We start from the raw sequence: 15,731 nt of genomic DNA on the forward strand, positions 1-15,731 counted from the left end.
AGCCCACATGGCCAGGTCGCATAGGGAACCGGCCTCCCGGGAACGGACCACGCACAGGATGCGTGTCGCCGCCCCGGGGTCGAGTACGCCGGGGACCAGTGCGTCCAAGACCGTTCGGGGCGCGCGGCTGAGCAACTCATGCACAGTCCTTAGGAACGGTTGGGCAGGACCCACAGCCGAAGGCCCTGGCCCGGCTCCCCCGCCCGGAACGCGGAACGGGCCGCCTCCCCGTCGGGGGAGGCGGCCCGTCCAGTCGTGCGGGTCCGGGTTGATGCCGCAGAACAGCACGCGCAGCGGTTCGCCGCCGGACGGGAGGACGTCGGGGATGACGCGGTCGCGGGCCGCGTCCAGGTCGGCCTTGGTCGGACGCATCAGATCAGGCTACGCACGATCAGGGTCACGGCGGACGCGCCCACGACGACGAGGATGCCGGTGCGCATGCGGCCCGCGTCCACGTACCGCCGCACCGGGCCCGCCACCAGGAATCCCGCCAGCACGAACGGGGTCAGCGCCAGTCCCGCGTTCACCTGCTCGCCCGGCAGCTGTCCCCCGGCGGCGAGGGTGGCGAGGGAGAGGAGGGCGCCGCCGGTGAAGAAGACCGCCAGCGTCGCCCGCACCTTGGGGCCGCTCTCGTGCTGGTAGAGGAGGGCGATCGGAGGGCCGCCGATCGCGGACGCGGTCCCGGTCGTCCCGGCGACCAGGCCGGCGGTGGTGAGGGTGGCCCGGTTGCGCGGGACCCTTCCCGTCCACAGGCCGGCGCCGAGGGCGGCCAGCACCATGACGCCGACGATCGCGCCGAGGGCCCGGCCGGGGACGGCGGCGACCACCCAGACGCCCAGCGGCGTCCCCGCCAGGCGTCCCCCGAACGCCCAGCCCAGGCCCTTCAGATCGGCGTGCCTGATCTCCTGCGCCATCGTGGCCAGCGGCAGCACGGTCGCGGCCACCAGGATGGAACCGGGCATCAGCGAGGGGAAGAACATCGTGACGACGGGGGTGGCGACCAGGCCCACGCCCAGCCCGACGCTGCTCTGCACGATCGCGCCGAGGAGCGCGGCCAGCCCTCCGACCAGGAGGAATTCGAGTGAGGGCATGGGCTGGAACGTTACATCCCCCGATTTCCGACCGGCGAAGGGACGATCACGCGGACGCGGCCGTCAGGCGCTCCACCTCCTCCGCGGTGAGGGCGAGCTCGGCGACCTTCAGCAGCGCGGGCACCTGCCGCACCGTGCGGGCGCTGGCGATCGGCGCGACCACGGTGGGCCGGGCCAGCAGCCAGGCCAGCGCCACGGTCGGCACCGGCACGCCGCGGTCGGCGGCGATCTCGTCCAGCACGTCCAGGACCTTGCGGCCGCGCTCGGTGCCCAGATGCGCGCCGGCCTTCTTCGCGCGGGCGCTGTCGACCCTGACCCCGGCGCGGTACTTGCCGGTGAGGAAGCCCGAGGCCAGCCCGTAGTACGGCACGGCCGCCAGCGCGTGCTCCCGCGCGATCCGCATCCGCGCGCCCTCGTAGGTGTCGCGGGACACCAGGTTGTAGTGGGCCTGGATGGCGACGTACTTGGCCTTGCCCTCGCGGTCGCTGAACGCCAGCGACGCCTCCAGCCGCTCCGGCTCGATGTTGGACACGCCGATGTGCCGGACCTTGCCCTCCCGCACGAGCTCGTCCAGCGCCGTGATGATCTCCTCGACCGGCACCGTGAGGTCGTCGGTGTGGGTGTAGTAGAGGTCGATCCGGTCGGTGCGCAGGCGGCGCAGCGAGGCCTCCGCCGCGGCCCTGATCGTCCCGGCGGCCAGGCCGCGGTGCTCGGGGTGCGCCCCGACCTTGGTCGCCAGCACCATCCGGTCGCGGCCGCCGCGCGCCGCCAGCCACTCCCCGATGATCTCCTCGGACTCGCCGCCCCGGTGGCCCTCCACCCAGGCCGAGTAGGTGTCCGCGGTGTCGACGAAGTTCCCGCCGCCTCCGGCATAGGCGTCCAGGACGGCGAACGACTCCTCCCGGTCCGCGGTCCAGCCGAAGACGTTCCCGCCGAGCGCGAGCGGATAGACGTCCAGGTCCCCGATCTTGTTCTTGAACTCAGCCATGACACGATCCAACCGCGCCCGCCCCACCGCACCGGCGACCGCCCCACCCCTTGGCGCCGCTCCCCCGCCCGGAACGCGGAACGGGCCGCCTTCCCCAGGGGGAGGCGGCCCGTCCGTTCGTGCCGGTCAGGCTACTTGCGCAGGAGGTTGCGGAGGACGTACTGCATGATGCCCCCGTTGCGGTAGTAGTCGGCCTCGCCCGGGGTGTCGATGCGGACGGTGGCGGTGAACTCCTTGCCGTCGGCGCTGACCGTGACCTCGTCGGGGACGCCGCCCTCGTTGAGCTTGGTGACGCCGGTGATGTCGAAGGTCTCGGTGCCGGTCAGGCCGAGGGAGGCGGCGGACTCGCCCTCCTTGAACTGGAGCGGCAGCACGCCCATGCCGATGAGGTTGGAGCGGTGGATCCGCTCGTAGGACTCGGCGATGACCGCGCGGACGCCCAGCAGCGCGGTGCCCTTGGCGGCCCAGTCGCGGGACGAGCCGGAGCCGTACTCCTTGCCCGCGATGACGACCAGCGGGGTGCCCTGGGCGGCGTAGTTCTGCGCGGCGTCGTAGATGAACGACTGCGGCGCGCCCTCCTGGGTGAAGTCGCGGGTGTAGCCGCCCTCGACGTCGTCCAGCAGCTGGTTGCGCAGCCGGATGTTGGCGAACGTGCCGCGGATCATGACCTCGTGGTTGCCGCGGCGCGAGCCGTAGGAGTTGAAGTCCTTGGCGGTGACGCCGTTGTCCTGGAGGTACTCGGCGGCGGGGGTGCCGACCTTGATGGCGCCGGCCGGGGAGATGTGGTCGGTGGTGACCGAGTCGCCCAGCTTGGCCAGCACGCGGGCGCCGCCGATGTCGGTGACCGGGGCGGGCTCCATGCCCATGCCGTCGAAGTAGGGGGCCTTGCGGACGTAGGTGGACGCCGCGTCCCACTCGAAGGTGTCGCCGGTCGGGATCGCCAGCTCCTGCCAGCGGGAGTCGCCCTTGAACACGTCGGCGTAGTCCTGGAGGAACATCTCCTGGCCGATCGAGCCCTCGACGATCTCCTTGACCTCCTCGGCGGACGGCCAGAGGTCGCGCAGGTAGACCGGGCCGTCGACGCCGTCGCCGATGGGGTCGTTGAGGATGTCGACGTCCATCGAGCCCGCGAGCGCGTAGGCGACCACCAGCGGCGGCGAGGCCAGGTAGTTCATCTTCACGTCGGGGTTGATGCGGCCCTCGAAGTTGCGGTTGCCCGACAGGACGGAGGTGACCGCCAGGTCGGCGTCGTTGATCGCCTTGGAGATCTCCTCCTGCAGCGGGCCGGAGTTGCCGATGCAGGTGGTGCAGCCGTACCCGACCAGGTTGTAGCCGATCTTGTCGAGGTACGGGGCGAGGCCCGAGCGCTCCAGGTAGCCGGTGACGACCTGGGAGCCGGGGGCCAGGGAGGTCTTGACCCACGGCTTGCGGGTCAGGCCCTTCTCCACCGCCTTCTTGGCCAGCAGCCCGGCGCCGACCATGACGTAGGGGTTGGAGGTGTTGGTGCAGGAGGTGATCGCGGCGATGACGACGGCGCCGTGGTCGATCTCGAACGTGGTGCCGTCGGCGAGGGTCACCGGGGTCGGGGCGTTCGGCCGGGTGGCGCCGTCGGCGGCGTGCCGGCGCGGCTTGTCGCCGTTGCCGCCGCGGGAGATCGCCGGGGAGTCGGAGGCCGGGAACGACTCGTCCGACGCCTCGTCGGCGGGGCCCAGGATGCTGCCGGCGGAGACGTAGTTGCGCACGTCGCGGCGCCAGGTCTGCTTGGCCTCGGCGACCGAGATGCGGTCCTGCGGGCGCTTGGGCCCGGCGATGGAGGGCACCACGGTGGACAGGTCGAGCTCGAGGTACTCGGAGAACTCCGGCTCGGCGGACGGGTCGAGCCACATGCCCTGCGCCTTGGCGTACGCCTCGGCGAGCGCGACCTGCTCGTCCGTGCGGCCGGTGAGGCGCAGGTAGGACAGGGTCTCGCCGTCGATCGGGAAGATGGCGCAGGTGGAGCCGAACTCGGGGCTCATGTTGCCGATGGTGGCGCGGTCGGCGACCGGCAGCGCGGCCACGCCCTCGCCGTAGAACTCGACGAACTTGCCGACCACGCCGTGCTCGCGCAGCATCTCGGTGATGGTGAGCACCAGGTCGGTGGCGGTGGTGCCGGCGGGCAGCTTGCCGGTCAGCTTGAAGCCGACGACCCGCGGGATGAGCATGGAGATCGGCTGGCCGAGCATCGCGGCCTCGGCCTCGATGCCGCCGACGCCCCAGCCGAGGACGCCGATGCCGTTCTCCATCGTGGTGTGGGAGTCGGTGCCGACGCAGGTGTCGGGGTAGGCGACGCCCTCACGGTCGAACACGACCCGGGCCAGGTGCTCGATGTTGACCTGGTGGACGATGCCGGTGCCGGGCGGGACGACCTTGAACTCGTCGAACGCGGTCTGGCCCCAGCGCAGGAACTGGTAGCGCTCGCCGTTGCGCTCGTACTCGCGCTGGACGTTGCGCTCGAAGGCGTCCGGCGAGCCGAAGTAGTCGACGATGACGGAGTGGTCGATGACCATCTCGGCGGGCGCGAGCGGGTTGATCCGGGACGGGTCGCCGCCCAGGTCGCGCACCGCCTCGCGCATGGTGGCCAGGTCGACCACGCAGGGCACGCCGGTGAAGTCCTGCATGATCACCCGGGCCGGGGTGAACTGGATCTCCTTGCTGGGCTGGGCCTGGGAGTCCCAGCCGGCCAGCGCGCGGATGTGCGCGGCGGTCACGTTGGCGCCGTCCTCGGTGCGCAGCAGGTTCTCCAGCAGCACCTTGAGGCTGTACGGGAGCCGGGCCGAGCCCTCGACGGCGTCCAGCCGGTAGATCTCGTACGACTTTTCGCCCACCTGCAGCGTGTTACGGCTGCCGAAGCTGTTCGCGGACACGGACTCCTCCTCCGTCACCGTCGCGCGTCGGGTCCGGGACGTGAGCGCGCGACGCTTGCGTCATGTGTCGATATACCGGTCGATACCGGCGCCCACGCGGCCGTCGCCCCTGCCTGCCGGGCGGTGCGGCGATCCGCGGCGGGCGGATGGTCATCTCCCTGAATCCTGCCCTAGTGGCAAGCCTGCTCGGGACCCGGGTCCGCCTAACTTCCGCGGGTTTTCTCTTGACGTCAAGCTATCTCTGATTTATCTCGATATCAAGTTATCTTGTCCCCGCCGGTCCCACCCCTCCTGCCAGGACGTTCGCACGCGGAGGCCGCCGGACGGCACGCCTCCCGGGTCGTTCACTTCCCCGCAGCGACCGCGGGAACCTACTGGCCTCTGCGTTCGTCTTCGATATATCGTTGTCGTATCGCGAGAGATCAAAGAGGGATCTCGGAAGGCGGTGGAGAACATGGGGACGACGCACGGACCGGGTCCGGACCTGCGCTGGGCCTTCGCCGCGGCGGCGCTCGGCGCGAAGGCCGCCCACCTGGCGGCGCACGCGGCGCGCGGGCATGAGCGCGGGCATGAGCACGGGCACGCACGGGGCTGGGCGGCCGGCTGCGGCCCGAAGGCCCGCGGTGACGCACCGGGCGGTTTCGGATGGTTCTTCGGCGGCGGCCCGGGGCCGTGGGGTCCGCCTCCCGGGCCTGGCCCCTGGGGCGGCCCGTGGGGCCGGGGCCGTCCACCGTGGGCCAAGGGCCCGGGCGGACGGGGGCCGAGGGCGCGCAAGGGGAACGTGCGCGCGGCCGTCCTCGCGCTGCTGGCCGAGGAGCCGCGCAACGGCTACCAGATCATCCAGGAGATCAACGAACGCAGCGGCGGCGGCTGGAAGCCGAGCCCCGGCGCGGTCTACCCGGCGCTGCAGCAGCTGGCCGACGAGGGGCTCATCCGCAGTGAGGAGGACGGCGGGCGCAAGACGTTCCAGCTGACGGACGAGGGCCGCGCGCACGTCGCCGAGCACGCCGACGAGCTGTCGGAGCCCTGGGCGGAGATGACGCCCGACTTCGGCGAGGGCGTGCCCGACCTGTTCAAGCACGCGGCCCAGACCGGCGCCGCGCTGATGCAGGTCGTCCACTCGGGGTCGCCGGAGCAGGTCGCCCAGGCCAAGGAGGTGCTGGCCGACGCCCGGCGCAGGCTCTACCTCATCCTGGCCGAGGACGACGAGGCCGATCCGGGCCCCACCACCCGCGACACCCCGGAGGAGTGAACGACGGTGACGACCCGTCTGGACGACATGCGCATCGGTGACGCCGAGCGCGACGCGGTGACGGCGGCTCTGCACGAGCACTTCGCCGCGGGCCGCCTCGACCGCGAGGAGCTCGACGAGCGGCTCACGGCGACACTGGCCGCCAAGACCCAGGGCGATCTCAAGGCGGTCGTCCGCGACCTGCCCGGGGACAACGGCCTGCCCGAACCGTCCCGGGCCCGCGGGCACGGCCACCCGGCGCCGTGGCACCCGCACGGCGGGCCGCAAGCGGCGTGGGCGCACGGCCATCCGGCCCGTCGCCACGGCCACCGGCACGGCCCGTTCCCGGCGTTCCCGCTGATGATCGGCGTGTTCATGATCGTGGCTTTCACCGTCGGGCCGGGCGCGGCGATGCTGGCGGTGCTGCAACTGGCGCTGCTGGTCTGGACGGTCAAGGCGATCGTCCTGGCGGTCGCCGTCCGCCGCACCCGCCCCCGCTAGGGCCGGACACGCCCCCGGCCCCGCGGCCGGGGGCCTCAGCGGAGGGCGGCGGCCTTGCGGGCCAGGTCCTCGATCCGGTCCCAGTCGCCGTCCCGGACGGCGTCGGCCGGGGTCAGCCAGCTGCCGCCGACGCAGCCCACGTTGGGGAGGCCCAGGTAGCGGGTGGCGTTGTCCTGGGTGACGCCGCCGGTCGGGCAGAAGCGGATCTGGGGCAGCGGGCCGTTCAGCGCCTTCAGGTACGGCGCGCCCCCGGCCGCCTCCGCCGGGAAGAACTTCATCGCGGTCACCCCGTGCTCCAGCAGCGCCATCGCCTCCGAGGCGCTGGAAACTCCGGGCAGGAACGGCAGCGCCGTCGCCGTCATCGCCTCGCGGAGACGGCCGGTGCAACCGGGGCTGACCAGGAAACGCGCGCCCGCCCGCGCCGAACGCTCCGCGTCCTCGGGCTGAACGATCGTGCCCGCGCCCACGACGGCGTCCGGCACCTCGGCGGCGATCCGCTCAATGGCGGCGAGGGCGCCCTCGGTGCGGAGCGTGACCTCGATGACCGGCAGCCCTCCCGCCACCAGCGCCCTTGCCAGCGGTACGGCCGCGTCCGGGTCGTCCAGCACCACGACGGGCACGACCGGGGCGAGGTCCAGCAGTTCTTCGGCTTTCACACGGGCTCCAGGAATGAGGTGTCACGGCTTCGGGCGAGGTGCGCGGCGGCACCGACGAGCGCCGGATGCGGATGGACGATGAGCGCGGTCGGGATGGCCCGCAGGAAGTCCTCAACCGGCGGCTTGCCCTCGAACCGGCGCCGGAACCCGCTGGCCTCCAGCGTGTCGGCGATCCGCGGCAGGATACCGCCGCCGAGGTACACCCCTCCGCGCGCGCCGAGCGTCAACGCGACGTTCCCCGCGAAGGACCCGAGCAGTCCGCAGAAGACCTCGACCGCCTCTGCGCGCAGGGCGTCGTCCGCCTGCGTGATCTGGGCGGGGGTAAGGGGGGCGGTCTTGATTCCGTGGATCAGGGCCAGGAGGCGGTGGATGCGGGTCAGGCCGTCGCCGGAGAGGAGGTACTCGGCGTTGCCCACGCCGAGTTCGGCGCGGAGCAGGCGCATCAGTTCGATCTCGAGGTCGGTCGCGGCGGGCACGTCCACGTGGCCGCCCTCACCGGGCAGCGGGATCCAGCGGGTCGCCGCCCCTGGTACCGGGACCAGGGCGGCCACGCCCATACCCGTGCCCGGGCCCAGGACGGCCAGAGGGGCGGTGCCGTCGGCGGCGGGCGGTGAGGCGGCGCCGATCGGACGCAGATCCCGCCGAGGGTCCAGGTGCGGGAGGGAGAGGGCCAGCGCGGCGAAGTCGTTGACGACCTCAAGGTCGGGAAGGTCCAGGTGGGCGCGGATCCGGTCAACGGAGTCGGGGACCCAGCCCGCGTTGGTCAGCCTGATGCGGCCGTCCGCGACCGGGCCCGCGATCGCCAGGCAGCCCGCCGCGGGGCGCGCGTCGAGGCCGGCGAGGTAGGCGGCGGCGGCCTCCGCGAGACCGGCGTGGTCGCGCGTGGGCAGGGCGCGGATCCGGGCGGGCGGCCGCCCCGGCCCTTCGACCAGGGCGAAGCGGGCGTTGGTGCCGCCCACGTCCGCGACCAGCCACGGGTACCCGGTCATGCGAAGACCCCGGCACCCCGTTCGGCGGGGCCCACCGCCCGGCGGAAGGCCGCGAAGAGCTCCCGGCCCGTGCCCGCGTCGCCGGGCGGGGCGGTCGACGCGGCGGGCTCGCGGGCCGCGAACTCCTCGTCGGGGACGAGGACCTCCAGCAGGCCCTTGCCGGCGTCGAGCCGGATCACGTCCCCGTCCCGGACGCGGGCCAGGGGGCCGCCGGCGGCCGCCTCAGGGGAGGCGTGGATGGCCGCCGGGACCGTGCCCGACGCGCCCGACATGCGGCCGTCGGTGACCAGCGCGACCCGGTGGCCGCGGTCCTGCAGGACCGACAGCGGCGGGGTCAGCTTGTGCAGCTCGGGCATGCCGTTGGCCTGCGGCCCCTGGAACCGGACGACCGCGACCAGGTCGCCGTCCAGCTCGCCCGCGGCGAAGGCGTCCTGGAGCTGCTGCTGGGAGTCGAAGACGCGGGCGGGCGCCTCGATCGCGCGGTGCTCGTCCCGGACGGCCGACACCTTGATCACGGCCCGGCCCAGGTTGCCGCGCACGGTGTTCAGGCCGCCCTGGGCGTCGAACGGCTCGTCGACCGGGCGGAGCACCTCGGGGTCGCCCGAGACGGCGGGCGCCGGAACCCAGGTCATGCCCTCGGCGGTGAGCTCCGGGGTGCGGCGGTAGGCGGCCAGGGTCTCGCCGCCGACGGTGCGCGCGTCCTCGTGCAGCAGCCCGGCGTCGGCGAGCTGCCCGATGAGGAAGGCGGTGCCGCCCGCGGCGTGGAAGTGGTTCACATCGGCGGTGCCGTTGGGGTACAGCCGGGTCAGCAGGGGGGTGACCGAGGAGAGCTCGTCGAAGTCGTCCCAGGTCAGCTCGATGCCCGCGGCGGCGGCCATGGCGACCAGGTGCAGCGTGTGGTTGGTGGAGCCGCCGGTGGCGAGCAGCGCGACGACGCCGTTCACGAACGCGCGCTCGTCCAGCATCTCCCCGACCGGCGTGGTCAGCCGCAGCACCCGCCGCGCGGCCTCGTCGGTGAGCGCGTCGCGCAGCGGCGTGCCCGGCGGGACGAAGCTGGCGCCCGGCAGATGGAGGCCCATGACCTCCATCAGCATCTGGTTGGAGTTGGCGGTGCCGTAGAAGGTGCACGTCCCGGGCGAGTGGTACGAGGCGGCCTCGGCGGCCAGCAGCTCCTCGCGGCCGATCTCGCCCGCCGCGTGCCGCTTGCGGACCCTGGCCTTCTCCGCGTTGGGCAGCCCGGAGGCCATCGGCCCGGCCGGGACCAGGATCACCGGGAGGTGCCCGAACGACAGCGCGCCGATCACCAGGCCGGGCACGATCTTGTCGCAGACGCCGAGCATCAGGGCGCCGTCGAACATGTCGTGCGCGAGGGCGATGGCGGTGGACATGGCGACCACGTCCCGGCTGAACAGCGACAGCTCCATGCCCGCGCGGCCCTGGGTGATCCCGTCGCACATGGCGGGCACGCCCCCGGCGAACTGGGCGGTGCCGCCCGCGTCCCGGACGGCGGCCTTGATCCGCTCGGGGTAGCCGTGCAGCGGCTGGTGGGCCGACAGCATGTCGTTGTAGGCCGACACGATCGCGATGTTCTTCGCCGTCGTCCCCCTGAGCTGCAGTTTCTCGGTGGGGCCGCAGGCGGCGAAGCCGTGCGCGAGGTTGGCGCAGCCGAGCCCTGCGCGGGCGGGGCCCTGGCTCCGCGCCTCCGCGATCCGGCCCAGGTAGGCGGCGCGCCGCGCCGCGCTGCGCTCGGCGACGCGCTCGGTGACCCGCGCGACGACGGGGTGCGGTGCAGCTGCCCGCGGTGTGCCTGCCTGCGGTGAGCCTGTCATGGGGACGCTCCTGCTCTCGGCCGGGGGGAGGAGGACTTCGGCAAAACTAAGCCCTTCGGGCAAGCATCACAACCTACTTAGGCATGGCGATTAACAAAAGTGGGCGAGCTTGTGACAGCCTCACGGCCATGCTTCACTGACCGGATGACACGACGCCCGTCGTCCAGCGGGGACGTGCTCCGCCTAATCCGCGAGGAGGGCGTCGCCACCCGCGCCGAAATCGGCCGCGTCACCGGCCTCTCCCGGCCCGCCGTGGCCCTCCGGGTGAACGCGCTGATCGCGCACGGCCTGGTCGCCGAGAGCGCCGACGGCCCGTCCACCGGCGGCCGTCCCCCCGCGCGGCTGTCGTTCAACGCCTCCGGAGGCGCCCTCCTGGTCGCCAACCTGGGCCGGTCGCGCGGCCAGGTCGCCGTCACCGACCTGGCCGGGACGATCCTCGCCCAGGCCGGCATCACCACCGGCCGGACCCCGGAGGCGACCCTCCCCGGCCTGCTCACCGAGTGGGCCCGGCTCCTCGAAGGGACCGGCGTCGCCGCGGTGCGCGGAGCGGGCATCGGCGTGCCCGACGCCGTGGAGTTCGCCCCCGCCCGCTGGGAGGGCTTCCCGGTGGGCCCGCCCATCACCGAGCGCTTCGGCGTCCCCGCCTACCTCGACAACGACGTCAACATCGCGGCGCTGGGCGAGTACCAGTCCCGGTTCCGCCAGGAGACCGGCGACCTGCTGTTCGTCAAGCTTTCCACCGGCGTCGGCGCCGGGCTGATCGCCGGCGGCCGGGTGCAGCGCGGCGCGCTCGGCGCGGCCGGGGAGATCGGCCACATCCCGGTGCGGGACGGCGGCGGGGTCCGCTGCCGCTGCGGCAACCTCGACTGCGTGGAGGCCGTCGCGGGCGGCGCCGCGCTGCTCGCCCGCTCCCCCGCCGCCGATGACCTGGCCGCGCTGGTCGCCCTCGCCCGCGCGGGCGACCCGGAGACCGTGACCCTCGTCCGGGAGGCGGGCCGCCGCGTCGGGGAGGTCGTCGCGGGCGCGGTCAACCTGCTCAACCCGGCGGTGGTGCTGCTCGGCGGCGACCTGACCGGCGCGTACGAACCGCTGATCGCGGGCGTCCGCGAGGTCGTCTACCAGCGCGCCACGGCCCTGGCGACCCGCCGCCTGCGCATCGAGCCCAGCCGCCTGGGCGACACCGCCGGGCTGATCGGCTGCGCGGCCCTGGTCCTGGACCACATCCTGACCCCCGAGGCCGTCGACACCGCCCTCGCCGCCGCCGCCCCCTCCCCCGCCTGATCCCCGGTCCGGACGCCTTTTTTCGGAAAGTGCGGTGTCGGCTGTCGATCTGGGCGGAAGGCGTTCGTGTAGAGGGTGAGCACCCGGAACGGCTCCGGGCTCGCACGGACTCGTACGGACTCGCAAGGAGGAGACATGCAGCACTATCTGCTCAGCATCTACCAGCCCGCCGGTCCCGCCCCCTCGCCCGAGTTCCTCGAGCCGATCATGCGGGAGGTGGGCAGGGTCAACGAGGAGATGCACGCGGCCGGCGCCTGGGTCTTCGCCGGCGGCCTGCACGCCCCGGAGACCGCCACCGTCGTCCGGACCAAGGACGGCGAGCCGCTGCTGACCGACGGCCCGTTCACCGAGGGGAAGGAGGTCCTCGGCGGCCTCACCGTGATCAGGGCCGAGGACCTCGACGCGGCGCTCGAATGGGGGCGGAAGCTGTCACGCGCGACGACGCTGCCGGTCGAGGTGCGGCCGTTCCAGGACGGATCGCACTGACCCCCGAGGCACCGCGGATCGAGCGCGTCTTCCGCGAGGAGTACGGGCGCGCGGTGGCCGTCCTGGTCCGCCGCTTCGGCGACATCGACCTCGCCGAGGAGGCGGTCCAGGACGCGTTCGCCGCGGCCGTCCGGCGTTGGCCGGTGGACGGCACGCCGCCCAGCCCCGCGGGCTGGATCATCACCACGGCGCGGAACCGGGCCCTGGACCGGCTGCGCCGCGAGGCGTCCCGCGAGGACCGGCATGCGCAGGCCGCCCTGCTGCGGGCCGAGGGCTCCACGGAGGAGGGTCCCGTGCACGACGACCGGCTCCGGCTGATCTTCACCTGCTGCCATCCGTCTCTGGCGACCGACGTCCAGGTCGCGCTCACGCTGCGGCTGCTCGGCGGACTCGGGACGGGCGAGATCGCGCGGGCGTTCCTGGTCCCCGAGCCGACCATGGCGCAGCGGCTGGTGCGCGCCAAGCACAAGATCCGCGACGCGCGGATCCCGTACCGGGTGCCGGACGAGGCCGACCTGCCCGGCCGCCTCCGCGCCGTGCTGGCCGTGCTGTACCTGATCTTCAACGAGGGGTACGCGGCGGGCTCCGGCGACCGGCTGATCCGCGCGGACCTCTGCGCCGAGGCCGTCCGGCTGGGCCGTCTCCTGGCCGGGCTCATGCCGGACGAGCCGGAGGCCCTGGGGCTGCTGGCGCTCATGCTGCTCCAGGAGTCGCGGCGCGCGGCCCGCACGGACGGGGAGGGCCGCCTGGTCCTGCTCGCCGACCAGGACCGCGCCCTCTGGGACCGCGACCTGGCCGGGGAGGGGCGGGAGCTCGTGCGCCGCTGCCTGCGCCGCGGGCGGCCGGGCCCGTACCAGATCCAGGCGGCGATCAACGCGGTGCACAGCGAGTCGCCGCCCACCGACTGGCGGCAGATCCTCCGGCTGTACGACCAGCTGCTGGCGATCGCGCCGACGCCGGTCGTGGCGCTCAACCGCGCCGTGGCCGTGGCCGAGGTCGACGGACCCGAGGCCGCCCTCGCCCTCCTGGACGATCTCGATCTCGACCGCTACCACCTGTTCCACGCCGTCCGGGCCGACTTCCTGCGCCGCCTGGACCGGACGTTCGAGGCCGCCCAGGCGTACGAGGCCGCCATCGCCCGCACGGACAACGGCGCCGAACGCGATTTCCTGCGCCGCCGACTCCGCGCGCTGTGACCACTGCGACGCTGCGAACGTAGGAGAATCGCGCGGATGAGACTGATGTTCCATCCGCCGACCGCGATGGTGGACGTGTCGTCCGACCGTGCCGGCCTGTCGCGCCTGGCCTCGCTGGTGGCGTCCGGCGACGGGACGCTTCCGGCCGAGGAGGGCGCCTCCCCCTACGGGGAGATCGCGCTCACGCGGGTGACGGTCCGCACGGCGGACGGCCTCGTCCTTCTCACCGCCGATGCCGGGGGCCGCACCCTGACCATCAGCGGCGACCGCGAGCACCTGGGCGTGCTGGCCGACGTCCTCGAGGACATGGCCGCTTCAACGGACGGCGGCCACGTCCACATCGAGCACTATCCAGACCACCCCTATCTTGAAGAGGGTTCAGCCCCCATGGTCGTGAACAGCCCGCTGGGCGGCATGCCCAGGCGATGACGTCGTCCGCCCCAAGGCGCGGGCTCAGCTCTGGTCGTGGCCAGACTCGTTCTCGGCGGTGAAGGAAACGGCGACGACCGGCATCGCGGGGTTCCGCAGTCCTATGAGATGCAGCGCGAAGCCGTGCTCGGGAGCGCGTCCTCCCAGGGCCTCGCGCTCGACCCGCACGCCCTGCGCCCCCAGGTCGGCGACCACTTCGTCATAGGGGCGGTCGAGAAGCTGCACGCCGTTGAACCACGCCGTGCCCGTACGGCCGACATAGCTGATGGCGAGGGAGATCAGGCGGTCGTCCCCGTCGAATCCCAGGATCAGGCCGTGGTCGAAGTACCAGTCCTGGTTCTCCCCGCCGTAGTCGGGACGGCTCTGCTGGGCGGGTCCGAGCACGGAGCGCAGGCGCAGCCTGTCCTGGCCGAGCTGGACGATCCGCGTCCCCTTGCCCGACACCAGGTGGTGCTCGGAGATCGCCTCGACGGGCTCCTCGCCCGACATGCCCAGCAGGCTCTCGGCGGGGTTCTTCGCGTAGATCCCGACCGATTCCACCGGCAGTCCGGGTTCACCGGTCAGGTTGAACCCCGCGTCGGGGACGTCGTACCCCTCCTCGCCCTCCACGAGGCGGCAGCCCGCGGCGGCCAGGTCCGCGATGACCGCGCCGGTGTCGCGCCCCAGCAGCGCGACACCGGCGTAGGAGACCGGGGCCGGTTCGTACAGCTCCAGGTAGACGAGCCGGTCGACGTCGTCGAAGAAGAGGATGAGGCCGCCGTCCGCGTACTGCTCGCACAGGCCGGTGGCCCAGGGCGCCTTCCGGAACAGCTGCCGCTCCCCCAGGCCGCGGCCGAACGCCGTGGCGAGGCGTCCGGCGATCTCCGAGCGGCGGCCGCCGAGGCCGATCCCTTCCGGGACCACACCCGCCAGGCCCTCGAAGGGCAGGACTGTCCATGCGTCGTTCACCCGTTCATGATCGCAGCGCCGGGCCCTTGCCCGTGCAACAACCCGCGCATCCGGCCCGCCCGCGGCGGCCGGTCCCGGCCGGGCGGCCCGCGGGGTCCGGATGTCGGTGGCGGATGGGATGCTGGGGCGGTGGCTTCGGTTGAGGATCTGGTGCGGTTGCGGCGGGCACGCGACCGGATCGACCGCGAGTACGCGCAGCCGCTGAACGTGGAGGCACTGGCGCGCACGGCCCTGATGTCGCCCGGGCACTTCTCCCGGAGCTTCCGCGCAGCGTTCGGCGAGACGCCCTACAGCTACCTGATGACGCGGCGGATCGAACGCGCCAAGGCGCTGCTGCGGCGCGGCGACCTGACGGTGACGGAGGTCTGCTTCGCCGTGGGCTGCTCGTCGCTGGGCACGTTCAGCACCCGGTTCACCGAGCTGGTCGGCGAGTGCCCCAGCGCCTACAAGGCGCGTTCCCACCAGTGGGACGACGCGCTCCCCACCTGCATCACCAGGATCTACAGCCGGCCGGTCAGGAACGGGAAGCTCAGCCGTGAAGGGAACGGTCCGGAGGGCCGAACGCCAGGCGGGTGAAGCGCACGGTCAGGCCAGACCGTTCTGGAGCGCAGCAGTAGATCCCGGCCGTGGCCGGGACGCCCTCCGGGAACGGCGCGACGCGCAGCATCCGCCACGGTTCGTCCTCGGCACGGCCGCGGACGGTGACGGCGTTGCCGCTGCGGCTGGCCCGGATCGTGACGGTACGGCCCGTCCAGTCCGGTACGGGCCCGGTCGACCAGTCGGAGCGGTCGCGGGTGACGACGGCCCCGGCCTGCGCGACGCCGTCGGCGAACTCGACCCCGGCCTTGATCCAGGTCCGCTCGTCGAGCCGGACCAGCAGCCCGGCCTGGTCGAACTGCTCGGTGAAGGCGGCGGCGAACGACGCCTCGACGGCGGCCTCGGGGCCCAGGGAGGCGAGCAGGGCGTGCCCGGAGTCGCGGTCGTAGCCGTAGGAGGTGGTCTGCCAGAAGTCGCTGCCGCGCTCCGCCGTGACGAGCAGGTCGCCGCCGTCGCGGACGGCCGAGGGCGGCGGGTTGAGCCACGTGCCGTCGTCCCAGGGGATCGGTCGCAACGCTCCTCCTTCACCGGGGGTGGGGTTAAGTCCACCACGGATCGGGGGGTTCGGGCTCCTCCGTCCGGGTGGTGGGTCTCCTGTCCGGCGGG

At 73.3% G+C, this 15,731-nt stretch carries 15 protein-coding genes; 7 read left to right on the forward strand and 8 right to left on the reverse strand.

Going from position 1 to position 15,731, the window contains the following annotated elements; genetic code table 11:
* Positions 1–371: 371 nt before the first annotated feature.
* The 3 genes from ACZ466_RS05515 to ACZ466_RS05525 form a co-directional block, all read right to left on the reverse strand.
* Entirely contained in the window at positions 372–1,091 is a 720-nt protein-coding gene (locus ACZ466_RS05515; protein WP_378284424.1) for a sulfite exporter TauE/SafE family protein, read from the reverse strand.
* A 46-nt stretch (positions 1,092–1,137) separates the two neighbouring features.
* Positions 1,138–2,079 (reverse strand): aldo/keto reductase, encoded by a 942-nt coding sequence (locus tag ACZ466_RS05520; RefSeq protein WP_378284423.1) that lies wholly within the window; start codon positions 2,077–2,079, stop codon positions 1,138–1,140.
* Between the two features lie 131 nt (positions 2,080–2,210).
* Positions 2,211–4,982 carry an aconitate hydratase gene (locus tag ACZ466_RS05525; protein ID WP_378284422.1) on the reverse strand — a complete coding sequence of 924 codons (2,772 nt, stop codon included), beginning with the start codon at positions 4,980–4,982 and terminating at the stop codon, positions 2,211–2,213.
* Positions 4,983–5,436: 454 nt separating this feature from the next.
* On the opposite strand from ACZ466_RS05525, the gene ACZ466_RS05530 reads away from it, so the two are divergent.
* The gene (locus tag ACZ466_RS05530; RefSeq protein ID WP_378284421.1) at positions 5,437–6,234 is read left to right on the forward strand and encodes a PadR family transcriptional regulator; all 798 of its coding nucleotides are present in this window, start codon (positions 5,437–5,439) and stop codon (positions 6,232–6,234) included.
* A gap of 6 nt (positions 6,235–6,240) precedes the next feature.
* Positions 6,241–6,714: a DUF1707 SHOCT-like domain-containing protein gene (locus tag ACZ466_RS05535; protein ID WP_378284420.1), complete on the forward strand. Its 474-nt coding sequence runs from the start codon at positions 6,241–6,243 to the stop codon at positions 6,712–6,714.
* Positions 6,715–6,749: 35 nt separating this feature from the next.
* Here ACZ466_RS05535 and eda read toward each other — a convergent pair whose 3' ends face one another.
* From eda to edd, 3 genes are read right to left on the reverse strand one after another with little or no spacing between them, the layout of a single operon-like run.
* On the reverse strand, positions 6,750–7,370 hold the full coding sequence (gene eda, locus ACZ466_RS05540; RefSeq protein ID WP_378284419.1) for a bifunctional 4-hydroxy-2-oxoglutarate aldolase/2-dehydro-3-deoxy-phosphogluconate aldolase: 621 nt from the start codon (positions 7,368–7,370) through the stop codon (positions 6,750–6,752).
* Positions 7,367–8,359, reverse strand: coding sequence for a glucokinase (gene glk, locus ACZ466_RS05545; protein ID WP_378284418.1), 993 nt, complete (start codon positions 8,357–8,359; stop codon positions 7,367–7,369). The genes eda and glk overlap by 4 nt, the downstream gene beginning before the upstream one ends.
* Positions 8,356–10,188 carry a phosphogluconate dehydratase gene (gene edd / locus ACZ466_RS05550; RefSeq protein WP_378284417.1) on the reverse strand — a complete coding sequence of 611 codons (1,833 nt, stop codon included), beginning with the start codon at positions 10,186–10,188 and terminating at the stop codon, positions 8,356–8,358. The genes glk and edd overlap by 4 nt, the downstream gene beginning before the upstream one ends.
* 144 nt (positions 10,189–10,332) lie before the next feature.
* Here edd and ACZ466_RS05555 point away from each other — a divergent pair, with 144 nt between their 5' ends.
* From ACZ466_RS05555 to ACZ466_RS05570, 4 genes are all read left to right on the forward strand, one after another.
* The gene (locus ACZ466_RS05555; protein WP_378284416.1) at positions 10,333–11,469 is read left to right on the forward strand and encodes an ROK family transcriptional regulator; all 1,137 of its coding nucleotides are present in this window, start codon (positions 10,333–10,335) and stop codon (positions 11,467–11,469) included.
* A gap of 135 nt (positions 11,470–11,604) precedes the next feature.
* The gene (locus ACZ466_RS05560) at positions 11,605–11,955 is read left to right on the forward strand and encodes a YciI family protein (RefSeq protein ID WP_378284415.1); all 351 of its coding nucleotides are present in this window, start codon (positions 11,605–11,607) and stop codon (positions 11,953–11,955) included.
* Between the two features lie 17 nt (positions 11,956–11,972).
* On the forward strand, positions 11,973–13,151 hold the full coding sequence (locus tag ACZ466_RS05565) for an RNA polymerase sigma factor (protein WP_464044005.1): 1,179 nt from the start codon (positions 11,973–11,975) through the stop codon (positions 13,149–13,151).
* Positions 13,152–13,187: 36 nt separating this feature from the next.
* Positions 13,188–13,580 (forward strand): Imm32 family immunity protein, encoded by a 393-nt coding sequence (locus tag ACZ466_RS05570; protein WP_378284413.1) that lies wholly within the window; start codon positions 13,188–13,190, stop codon positions 13,578–13,580.
* Positions 13,581–13,604: 24 nt separating this feature from the next.
* On the opposite strand, the gene ACZ466_RS05575 is transcribed toward ACZ466_RS05570, so the two are convergent.
* Positions 13,605–14,528 (reverse strand): hypothetical protein, encoded by a 924-nt coding sequence (locus tag ACZ466_RS05575; RefSeq protein WP_378284412.1) that lies wholly within the window; start codon positions 14,526–14,528, stop codon positions 13,605–13,607.
* A gap of 129 nt (positions 14,529–14,657) precedes the next feature.
* On the opposite strand from ACZ466_RS05575, the gene ACZ466_RS05580 reads away from it, so the two are divergent.
* On the forward strand, positions 14,658–15,104 hold the full coding sequence (locus ACZ466_RS05580; protein WP_378284411.1) for a helix-turn-helix transcriptional regulator: 447 nt from the start codon (positions 14,658–14,660) through the stop codon (positions 15,102–15,104).
* Here ACZ466_RS05580 and ACZ466_RS05585 read toward each other — a convergent pair.
* Entirely contained in the window at positions 15,058–15,639 is a 582-nt protein-coding gene (locus ACZ466_RS05585; protein ID WP_378284410.1) for a DUF1349 domain-containing protein, read from the reverse strand. The genes ACZ466_RS05580 and ACZ466_RS05585 overlap by 47 nt on opposite strands.
* Between the last annotated feature and the right edge of the window lie 92 nt (positions 15,640–15,731).

The organism is Actinomadura rugatobispora (genome assembly GCF_055379765.1).